We start from the raw sequence: 8,842 nt of genomic DNA on the forward strand, positions 1-8,842 counted from the left end.
AGTCTAGCGACAGCTCAAGCACAGAGATAACGACGTTTCGGCCAAACTTGGACGCAAAGACGCGGATTGATCGAACGATTTCCCACACGCGTTGCCCACCGAACCTACGAAAACCATCCGGGGTTTCCCACGATTTCAATCACCTTGGTCTGACCACCCGGTTTTGCAGATGCCGTCTAAGCTCTGGAGGGTCGATTTGCCTTGGTTCACGGAGGACTGAATATGCTGTTGTTGTGGATACTGGTTTTGCTGGTCGGCGTGGCGTATCTCGCCCACCGGCGTATTTCCCCTCTGCCCGCGTTGGGCATCGTTGCCGTGTACCTCTTGGCGATGGGTATTTTCAGTCACGCACCGGGCTGGCTGATGCTGGTGTTCTGGGTCGTACTGGCCGTGGTCGCCGCACCGTTGCTGCTGCCCGACCTGCGCCGCAAACATTTCACCGCGCCGCTGTTCAACTGGTTCCAGAAAACCCTGCCGCCGATGTCGCAGACCGAGCGCGACGCGATCGATGCCGGCACCGTCTGGTGGGATGGCGAGTTGTTCAGCGGTCGTCCGGACTGGGACAAACTGCTGGCCTATCCGAAGGTGCAACTGACTGACGAAGAACGGGCGTTCATTGACGGCCCGACCGAAGAACTCTGCGCCATGGTCACCGACTGGCAGATCGGCCAGTCGATGGACTTGCCGCCCGAAGCCTGGACGCACATCAAGGAACACGGTTTTTTCGCCCTGATCATTCCGAAAGAATTTGGCGGTAAAGGCTTCTCGGCCTATGCGCACTCGCAAGTGGCGATGAAACTTGCGACCCGCAGCGGCGACCTCGCCTCCACCGTGATGGTGCCCAACTCCCTCGGCCCGGCCGAACTGTTGCTGCATTACGGCACCGATGAACAACGCAATCACTACCTGCCACGACTGGCTCGCGGCGATGACATTCCGTGCTTCGCCCTCACCGGTCCGCTCGCTGGCTCCGATGCCGGGGCGATGCCCGACACCGGGATCATCTGCAAAGGTCAGTGGCAAGGTCAGGAAGTCATCGGCCTGCGTCTGAACTGGGAAAAGCGCTACATCACCCTCGGTCCGGTGGCGACACTGCTAGGTCTGGCGTTCAAGGCGTATGACCCGGAGCATCTGCTGGGTGACAAGGAGGACCTCGGCATCAGCCTGGCGCTGATTCCGACCGATACCGACGGTGTCGAGATCGGCCGTCGTCACCTGCCATTGGGTGCGGCGTTCATGAACGGCCCGAACTCCGGCAAGGACGTGTTCATCCCGCTGGACTTCCTCATCGGCGGTCAGGAGATGCTCGGCAAAGGCTGGATGATGCTGATGAACTGCCTGTCGGTCGGCCGTTCGATCTCGCTGCCGGCGGTCGGTACCGGTGCGGCCAAGTTCACCAGTCTGGTGACCGGTCAATACGCGCAGATTCGTGAACAATTCAACGTGCCGCTGTCGGCGTTCGAAGGCATTCAGGAGGCGATGGCGCGAATCGGCGGCAACGCATGGATGATGGACGCCGCGCGCATGCTCACGGCCAACGCAGTGGATCTCGGCGAGAAACCGTCGGTACTGTCGGCGATCCTCAAATACCACCTGACCGAGCGCGGTCGCGAATGCATCAGCCACGCCATGGACGTGCACGGTGGCAAAGCGATCATCATGGGCCCGAACAATTACCTGGGGCGTAGCTGGAACGGTGCGCCGATCTTCATCACGGTGGAAGGCGCGAACATTCTCTCGCGCAACCTGATGATCTTCGGTCAGGGCGCAATTCGTTGCCATCCGTTCGTGCTCAAGGAAATGGCCCTCGCCGGTCGCGAGGACAAGGACCAGGCGCTGAAAGAGTTCGACGGTCTGCTGCTCAAACACATCGGTTTCGCCGTGAGCAACGCCGCCAGCACGCTGGTGCTGAACCTGGGCTTCGGTCATTTCGAACATGCACCGGGCGACAAGATCAGCCAAGGCTATTTCCGCGCGCTCAATCGTCAGGCAGCAGCCTTTGCGATGCTTGCCGACTTCAGCATGATGCTGCTCGGCGGTGAACTGAAACGCCGCGAACGCCTTTCGGCACGTCTCGGTGATGTGTTGAGCAACCTGTATCTGGCCTCGGCGGCGCTCAAGCGTTATCACGATCTGGATTCGCCGGCGTACATGGAGCCGCTGTTCCGCTGGGCGATGGAAGAAAGCCTGGGTCAAGCGGAGCGGGCGATGGATGAATTGCTGCGCAACTTCCCGAACAAAGTCTTCGGCTGTCTGCTACGCGTCATCGTCTTCCCGTTTGGCCGTCGTCACAAAGGTCCGTCGGACAAACTCGGTGCCGAAGTGGCTGGGGTGATTGGTCGAGCCAAAGGCGACCCGGCGCTTGAAGAGCTGCTAGCCGGTTGCTATCGCCCGCAATCGGCGGACGATGCGGTCGGTGCGCTGCAGCACGCAAGCGATCTGCTAAACGCCGCGCAGCCGTTGCACAAGAAGCTGCACACCTCGCTGAAAAGCGGTCAGGTCAAACCGGCCGCAGGCGAACACGCCATCGACGCCGCACTGGAGGCTGGTGTGCTGCAACCGGTTGAAGCGCAAAGTCTGCGTGATGCCGAAGCAGCGCGGCGCAAGGTGATCGATGTCGATGATTTCGATAAAGAAGAGCTGAAACAGGCAGAGGGCAAAGTCCGCTGATCCCGACAAGCATATCGCCGTTTATATGTGATAAATGGGCGCAGGAGCTTTATACTCCCGCGCCCGTTTTGCTCTTGAGGACTTATCTCGTGTCCAACGTCGTTGCCGATCATCTCGTATTGCTCGACCACCTGCGCAGTATCCTGGTCGCCGTAGGTGAGGCCGAACAGGTTCCCGAAGAAAGCCATGCCCTGTTTCTGGAGCGCTTCGACGAACTGCTGGCATCGCTGCCGATCGACCCGATCGAAAGCCAATACCTGGGCCAGGACATCCTGACTCAAGTGATTACCCGTTACCCGCAAATTGCCCACCTGATCCCGCGGGATCTGCTCTGGTTCTTCGCCGGTGATTGCCTGCACTACCTGGCCGATGAAGAGATCGACCTGTATCAGGCGCTGGAGGAACGTCGTTACGAAGCCGAACAGAACGATGAACCGTTCGACTGGAACCAGGAAAAGCAGTTGCTGGCGATGTCCGCTCAGGACAGCAAGCACTGATTCAGTTTGCTGGTTGAAGATCAAAAGATCGCAGCCTTCGGCAGCTCCTACATTGACCGCGTATGTAGGAGCTGCCGAAGGCTGCGATCTTTTGCTTTTGCGCTACAACAACCCTTCGCTTTCAGGTAGCTCGTACGCCATCGCGGTGTTACTTGCATTGCCCGGCTTACCGGGTTTACTCAGGGTCGGTTCCTTCTCCAGACACTCCACCAGAAAATCGATAAACACCCGCAACTTCGGCGGCAGGTACCGAGTGGGCGAGTGCAACAGCCAGAGCCCGCCATGATAAGAGGCGAGGAACGTCCAGTCTGGCAGTACCTGCACGATCAACCTCTGCTCCAAGGCATAACGCGCCGTGAAATACGGCAGGCTGCCGATACCAATGTGCTGCAACACCGCGCCCAAACGCACGCCGGTGTGATTGGCGGCATAGCGACCGCGCACGCCGACCGTTACCGCTTTACTGCCTTTCTTGAATTTCCAGCGCGCATCGCTCGGCGTCTCGCCCAGATAAATACAACTGTGATTGAGCAAGTCGTGAGGGTGAGTCGGCGTGCCGTGTTCGGCCAGATATTGCGGCGTGGCGCAGAGCAAATGGTCAATGGTCAGTAGTTGACGGCCCACCAGCCCGGCCGGTGGTCTATCGGTGATGCGGATCGCCAGGTCAACATGATCGTCAATCAGATCAACCTGCCGGTCTTCCAGCAATAACTCGACGTCGACCTTGGGATAGCGCCGCAGAAACTCGGGCATATGCGGATGAACCACAAAGCGCCCCACCGCTTTCGGCACGCTGACCCGCACCAGTCCTTCTGCCTCATGGGTGAACTGGCCGCTGATTTCCATCACTGACTTGGCGGCGCTGACCATCTCCTGGCAGCGCTTGAACACCTCTTCGCCACCATCACTCAAACGTAATTTGCGCGTAGTGCGTTGCAGCAACCGCGTGGCCAAGGCCTTTTCCAGCCGAGAAATGCTGCGACTGACCGCTGAGGGTGATGACCCGAGCTGTCGTGCTGCTTCAGAGAAGCTGCCGGTCTCCACGACCTTGACGAAAATCGCCATTTCACCGAGCAGTGGAAGTGGAAGATTTATGCTCACAGCGCACAAGTCCTTTGATGTTTGAACGGATTATCACGTTATTACACGATTCATATAATAAAAATAGAAACTTTAATAAGGGCATGGAATATGACGCTTCGCCTCTTTTTCCATAGTGATGACCTCAAGGCTAATGTGGAAGTCCTCGACTGCACGCCCCACGAGCATGAATTTTCCGTGGTGTTGCGCGCCACGCTGTTCCATCCGCAAGGCGGTGGGCAGCCCTGCGATACCGGCTGGATCGGTGAAGCCCAAGTGCTGCGCGTGGTCCAGGAGCCAGACCGCATCATTCACTTTGTCGACAGACCGGTAACGCTTGGCATGACCGCTATACGGATTGATGAAGAGCGCCGCCGCTTCAACACCCGCATGCATTCGGCCGGACATCTGATCGGGCACTTTGTCCAGGCCATGGGCTGGATGCCGGTCAAGGCGCACCACTGGCCGGACGAAGGTCGGGTGCAATTCAAACCTGGCGACGCCGCTCAGGAAGTCGACGCCCAAACCGTTCAAATCGGCATTGAGCAATGGATCGAACACGATCTGCCACGCCTGGTATCCCTGCGCGAAGGCGCGCGGGAAATCGGCTTCGGTGAACTCCCGGCCTATGGCTGTGGTGGCACCCATGTACGCAGCCTGAAGGAACTTGGCACAGTCACGATCGCGTCCCTTTCACAGAAGAAAGGCACGTTATCCGTCCACTACCGCGTGGATTGAGCATTCCCGGACGCTGCCCTCGCGCAGCATCCGGCGCCGGGGGAACCGCACTCGCAGGTTCCGTTGACTATCGATAGATGGACCTAAATAACATGATGCTAGACGTCGAGCGTCTCGATGAGACGTGCATAAAAAAACTGGCCAACGAAGAAGTCCTCGCCATCCGCGTCAAAGGCTTTCTGCCGGAGCCGCTGGCGATCGAGATTGGCGACAAGATCCTGGCACCGGGCTTTGAGGGCTACATCAACGCACCCAGCATCGGCCGCATCGGCATGGCGTTTTATGAAGCGGAAAACCAGCCGCTGCTGATCGAGGACTACTTCGAACGCGCCACCAGCAACATCGCTGAATTGCGCAATCGCTGCGCGCCCTACTCTTCGCCGGTCGACACCTTGCGCTGCATGCTCGACGAATCATGGCCGGCGGGGGCGCATCTGGAAAACCTCTACGGCCGCAAGATGTACGTCGGCCTTTCGCGCGTGGTAAAGCCCGGCGTGTGCTTCCTTGCCCACCACGACATCTTTGCCAAGGATGCGCCGGACAGTTTCCAGGCCCGCAGCCTGGAGGCGCAATTCGCCTGCAACGTCTATCTGAACATGCCAACCGACGGCGGCGCATTGCAGATGTGGGACGACAACATTACTCCCGACCAATTCGACGAGATGCGCGGCGACAGCTACGGCATCGACCCGGCGCTGCTCGGGCCGCCAACCCTTGAGGTGCGACCGCAGCCCGGCGACTTCATCATGTTCAATTCGCGCTGCATGCACTCGGTGACCCCGGGCGTGGCGGACCCGCGCTTGAGCCTTTCCTTCTTTGTCGGCTATCGCGGCAATGCTTCACCCCTGACCTTCTGGAGTTGAAATGTATTCGAATTACCTGGGCGAGTTTCTGGCGCTGGCTACTATCCACTTTCTCGCCGTGGTCGCCCCCGGCCCGGACTTCGCAGTGACTATCCGTCAGAGCGTACGCTTCGGCCGATTGGTGGGGATCTGCACGGCGCTGGGCATTGGTGCGGGGATTTCCGTGCACGTGCTGTACACCCTGCTCGGTGTCGGCGCGTTGATGCACACCACCCCGTGGTTATTGACCGTGGCCAAGGTAGTCGGTGGTGCTTACATTTTGTATCTGGGTGTCAGCCTGATCCGCAGCAAACCGAAAACTACCCTTGAAGGCGAAAAAGCCGCCGATGAACCGTTGGTGGAACAGTCGTTGTTCAAGGCGTTCAGCACAGGTTTCCTGACCAACGCTACCAACCCCAAGGCAACCCTGTTCTTTCTGGCGATTTTCACCACGATCATCAGTGCCAGCACCCCCCTGCAAGTCCAGGCGTTCTATGGCTTGTGGATGTGTTTTGTGAACGCGTTGTGGTTCGTGATCGTCGCGCTGTTTTTCTCCAGCAACAAAGTGCGCTTGCTGTTCATGCGCATGGGCCATTGGTTCGAACGCAGCATGGGAGTGATCCTGATTCTGTTCGCCGGGCGCTTGATGCTGTCGATGTAAGCGACAAAAAAGTCCCGGCAATCGCTTGCCGGGACTTTTTCATTTCTGCGCCTCTTTTGCGTTTCTGTGCGACAGATCAAGTTTCAGGACTCCCTGGTTACTCGCCCACAGTGTTAGTTTGCAAAATGTTTCTGACGCAGCCGACAGAAACATCTCTCATCAATTGCCCGCAAGGAAAGCCTCCGTAATGGATTTCTCCCTCAAGCAACTGGCCGCCGCTACCCTGATGCTGGCCAGCCTCGCGTCATTCACCACCGCCGCTCAAGCCAACATCACCCCGCAGCAGAGCGCGGTCATCCTCAAATCCTTCGACGACAAAAACGTCACGGATTTCCGCGAGTTTCTGGGCAGCCTGGCCAAGAGCGACATCGCCAAAAGCGATAATCTCGGTCCGGCCATCAGCGCTTTCCTCGACAATAAAACCCTGACCGCTGAGCAGCAGAACGAAATCCATCGTCTGCTGGGCATCTACACGCGCGTCAAATACGGCAAGGCCGCGCTGCAAACCCTGCGCGAACTGGTCGAAATTCCAACCTTCCAAAAGGAAGGCGTCGCACAGCACGACAACCCTGAGTTCATCAAGATTGCCGGCAAGATCCAGAGCCTTGCCGAGTCGTTCAATCTGAACTTCCGCAACATCGACAACCGCGTCTACGAAATTTCCCTGGAAGGCAAGGGTGACGAAGTCGTCGGCATCCACGCACACGCTGACGTGGTGCCAGTGACCCCGGAAAACTGGGTGCTCAAGGACGGTACCAAGCTTGATCCGTTCAAAGTCACCCTGATTGGCGATCGCATGTACGGTCGCGGTACCGAAGATGACAAGAACGGCATCGTCGTTGCGATGTACGCAATGAAAGTGATCAAAGAAGAAAAACTGCCATTGGCGCGCAACTTCAAGCTGCTGGTCGATACCACCGAAGAAACCACCGGCGACGCCATTCCCTATTACTTCGAAAAAAACCCCACGCCGGCCTACAATATGGCGCTCGACGGTGGTTACCCGGTGGTGATTGCCGAAAAAGGCTACGGCACCGTGATGGCCAAATTTGCCAAGCGCACAGCTGAAGGCAAAGGCGCAGAGATCACCTCGATGACAGGTGGCCTGGCCACCAACCAGATACCGTCAGCCTCGGTCGTGACCCTGGTGACCGACAAGCCTGGCGAACTGGCAGCAAGCCTGCAAAAAGCCGGGACTGAATACGCCAAGCTCAACGGTGGCGACTTCCAGGTCACCGCCAAGGTTGATGGCAAAGACGTCAAACTGACGGTCACCGGTGTTTCCGCGCACTCCTCCGAGCCCGAGTCAGGTGTTAACCCGGTCGCCCGGATGCTGAGCTTCATCAATGGACTGGACGGCAAAGTGCCGCTCAAGCACAACCAGTTCACCGACGCTGCACATTACGCTGCGGATAACTGGGGACTGGATTATCTGGGCAAAAAACTCGCCGTGGATTTCTCCGATTCGTTCATGGGGCCGCTGACCACCTCCCTGACCTATGTCGGCGAGGATGACAAAGCCTTCAAACTGGCGGTCAATCTGCGTGTACCAAAGGGCAAATCACCAGAGAAGCTCAAGGCTGAAATCGCCGACAAGCTCAACGCCTGGACAAAGAAAACTCACGTAGCCGTGGACTTCGATTACTCGGTCGCCGAACCGATGTACCGCAACCCGGAAGGGGAATGGGTCAAGGCATTGCTGGCAGTGTCGACAGAAAACCTCGGTATGAAGCACGAGTTCGGTACCTCTGCCGGTGCGACGTCGGTGCATGAACTGCCTAACGGCGTGCAATTTGGCTTGGCGCGTCCCGAGGTGAAATACACCGGGCACACCGATGGCGAGTTCAAGACCGTTGACCAGTTCTTGCTGGACCTGCAGATCGTCACCGAAATGATGGGGCGCATCGGGCAATTGCCGAAGCTGTGATCGATCCTTCGAACCCGGTCAGCGCATGGCCGGGTTCTGGTAGACGCACAAAAGGACCGTAAAGGTCCTTTTTTATTGGCGACGACAAATCGCGCACAAACAAAAACGCCGATCATCACTGATCGGCGTTTTTGTGAATATGGAGCGGGAAACGAGACTCGAACTCGCGACCCCGACCTTGGCAAGGTCGTGCTCTACCAACTGAGCTATTCCCGCAATGGCGTCCCCTAGGGGACTCGAACCCCTGTTACCGCCGTGAAAGGGCGGTGTCCTAGGCCACTAGACGAAGGGGACACAGGCTACAACTTTCACTAATAAAAACGCCGCTCACTGAGCGGCGTCTTTAGAATTTGGAGCGGGAAACGAGACTCGAACTCGCGACCCCGACCTTGGCAAGGTCGTGCTCTACCAACTGAGCTATTCCCGC

At 58.0% G+C, this 8,842-nt stretch carries 7 protein-coding genes and 3 tRNA genes; 6 read left to right on the top strand and 4 right to left on the bottom strand.

All coding sequences use genetic code 11. The annotated features are described in order from the left end of the window. The first annotated feature begins 222 nt into the window (after positions 1-222). Positions 223-2,670 (top strand): acyl-CoA dehydrogenase, encoded by a 2,448-nt coding sequence (locus tag CQ009_RS07330; RefSeq protein ID WP_105705335.1) that lies wholly within the window; start codon positions 223-225, stop codon positions 2,668-2,670. Between the two features lie 89 nt (positions 2,671-2,759). Then, the gene (locus tag CQ009_RS07335) at positions 2,760-3,167 is read left to right on the top strand and encodes a PA2817 family protein (protein ID WP_064391538.1); all 408 of its coding nucleotides are present in this window, start codon (positions 2,760-2,762) and stop codon (positions 3,165-3,167) included. A gap of 102 nt (positions 3,168-3,269) precedes the next feature. Here CQ009_RS07335 and CQ009_RS07340 read toward each other — a convergent pair whose 3' ends face one another. Further along, positions 3,270-4,268 carry a LysR family transcriptional regulator gene (locus CQ009_RS07340; RefSeq protein ID WP_064391540.1) on the bottom strand — a complete coding sequence of 333 codons (999 nt, stop codon included), beginning with the start codon at positions 4,266-4,268 and terminating at the stop codon, positions 3,270-3,272. A gap of 90 nt (positions 4,269-4,358) precedes the next feature. On the opposite strand from CQ009_RS07340, the gene CQ009_RS07345 reads away from it, so the two are divergent. The 4 genes from CQ009_RS07345 (at position 4,359) to CQ009_RS07360 (ending at position 8,415) form a co-directional block, all read left to right on the top strand. Further along, positions 4,359-4,985, top strand: coding sequence for a hypothetical protein (locus tag CQ009_RS07345; protein WP_105705337.1), 627 nt, complete (start codon positions 4,359-4,361; stop codon positions 4,983-4,985). A 92-nt stretch (positions 4,986-5,077) separates the two neighbouring features. After that, positions 5,078-5,848 carry a 2OG-Fe(II) oxygenase gene (locus CQ009_RS07350; RefSeq protein ID WP_064391543.1) on the top strand — a complete coding sequence of 257 codons (771 nt, stop codon included), beginning with the start codon at positions 5,078-5,080 and terminating at the stop codon, positions 5,846-5,848. Position 5,849: 1 nt separating this feature from the next. Then, positions 5,850-6,488, top strand: a complete 639-nt coding sequence (locus CQ009_RS07355) for a LysE family translocator (protein WP_064391546.1) — start codon at positions 5,850-5,852, stop codon at positions 6,486-6,488. Positions 6,489-6,675: 187 nt separating this feature from the next. Further along, entirely contained in the window at positions 6,676-8,415 is a 1,740-nt protein-coding gene (locus CQ009_RS07360; protein WP_105705340.1) for a dipeptidase, read from the top strand. A 140-nt stretch (positions 8,416-8,555) separates the two neighbouring features. Here the strand turns inward: CQ009_RS07360 and CQ009_RS07365 are convergent. The 3 genes from CQ009_RS07365 to CQ009_RS07375 form a co-directional block, all read right to left on the bottom strand. Continuing rightward, positions 8,556-8,631, bottom strand: a tRNA-Gly gene (locus CQ009_RS07365). A gap of 2 nt (positions 8,632-8,633) precedes the next feature. Continuing rightward, positions 8,634-8,709: transfer RNA gene (locus CQ009_RS07370), tRNA-Glu, on the bottom strand. Between the two features lie 57 nt (positions 8,710-8,766). Further along, a tRNA-Gly gene (locus CQ009_RS07375) sits at positions 8,767-8,842 on the bottom strand.

Source organism: Pseudomonas sp. MYb2 (assembly GCF_002979955.1).
GTDB lineage: Bacteria > Pseudomonadota > Gammaproteobacteria > Pseudomonadales > Pseudomonadaceae > Aquipseudomonas.

Excerpts from the sequence above, each read along its gene's own strand:
- CQ009_RS07330 (WP_105705335.1), top strand. The coding sequence starts at position 223 with ATGCTGTTGTTGTGGATACTGGTTTTGCTGGTCGGCGTGGCGTATCTC.
- CQ009_RS07345 (WP_105705337.1), top strand. The coding sequence starts at position 4,359 with ATGACGCTTCGCCTCTTTTTCCATAGTGATGACCTCAAGGCTAATGTG.
- CQ009_RS07350 (WP_064391543.1), top strand. The coding sequence starts at position 5,078 with ATGATGCTAGACGTCGAGCGTCTCGATGAGACGTGCATAAAAAAACTG.
- CQ009_RS07355 (WP_064391546.1), top strand. The coding sequence starts at position 5,850 with ATGTATTCGAATTACCTGGGCGAGTTTCTGGCGCTGGCTACTATCCAC.
- CQ009_RS07360 (WP_105705340.1), top strand. The coding sequence starts at position 6,676 with ATGGATTTCTCCCTCAAGCAACTGGCCGCCGCTACCCTGATGCTGGCC.